This window comes from Cryomorphaceae bacterium 1068 (assembly GCA_027214385.1).
In the GTDB taxonomy this organism is placed as follows: domain Bacteria; phylum Bacteroidota; class Bacteroidia; order Flavobacteriales_D; family Cryomorphaceae; genus JAKVAV01.
In genome coordinates this window covers 1-861 of record JAPVXR010000042.1, presented here as the reverse complement: position 1 = coordinate 861, position 861 = coordinate 1, and the positions used below count along the sequence as shown (strand labels likewise).

The window sequence follows — 861 nt, the reverse complement described above, 5'->3', positions numbered from 1 at the left end:
ATGGCGAAGCGACACTTTTACCGGCTGATATCGACGGCGGGTCTGCTGACAACTGTAGCGTGGAAAGTCTAAGTATTTTAGGCTCCCCTGCTGATGTCACATTTGACCAGAACGCTACTCCTGATATCCTTTTCGGAGATGGAAATGCCAATGGTGCATTCACCACAGACAGCGATGGCTCAATTGAATTGGCCCTTCGTGCTAAAGTGAGGTTCCCTAGTCCTGCAAGTGTTTACAACAGCAATGGAGACGGAAGCTACAACCACGCTGTGGGAGCTTTCGGTACCGGTGGTATACAATCAGGCTGGAACTTTGAATGGTCAGTAAATACGGATGCTGACGGAACTTCAGGATTGAAATTAAGCGACCTCACTTACGAGATCGGAATTGATTTTGACCCATCTGATGGGGTGAACTTCGTAGAGTTTGACCCGATCAACCAACCATTTGCCGATCACGCCATTGGTGACAATTCTACACTAAACGGTGATGGAGCAGTAGCTGCTGACCCTACGGCTTATGCTTCTTTGATCGCTGCAAATAATGTAGCACAGAATTCATGGAGAAATAACTTCTTCGGAGCATTTGATGGAAATGTAGACGGACGGTATGAGGTATACCTCAAAGCTTTCGATGGCGGTGGAAACGAAGTAGCCATGACTGCTATTACGGTAATCGCAGGAGCGGGAACAGGCAATGCCTATGCCGGATGCCTCTCGCCACTCGAATCTCTGGATTACGACTGTTCCAATGTTGGGGTTAACCCTCAAATTCTTTTGGTACGTGATGCTACTGGAAACGAAGCCACCTGCACAGCGCAAGTAACCGTGGAAGACAATATTGCCCCTGAGGCGCTTTGCG

At 48.4% G+C, this 861-nt stretch carries 1 protein-coding gene; it reads left to right on the top strand.

All coding sequences use genetic code 11. The features are described 5' to 3' along the window. A partial coding sequence (locus O3Q51_18380) for a hypothetical protein (GenBank protein MCZ4410790.1) occupies positions 1-861 on the top strand: 861 nt, incomplete at both ends.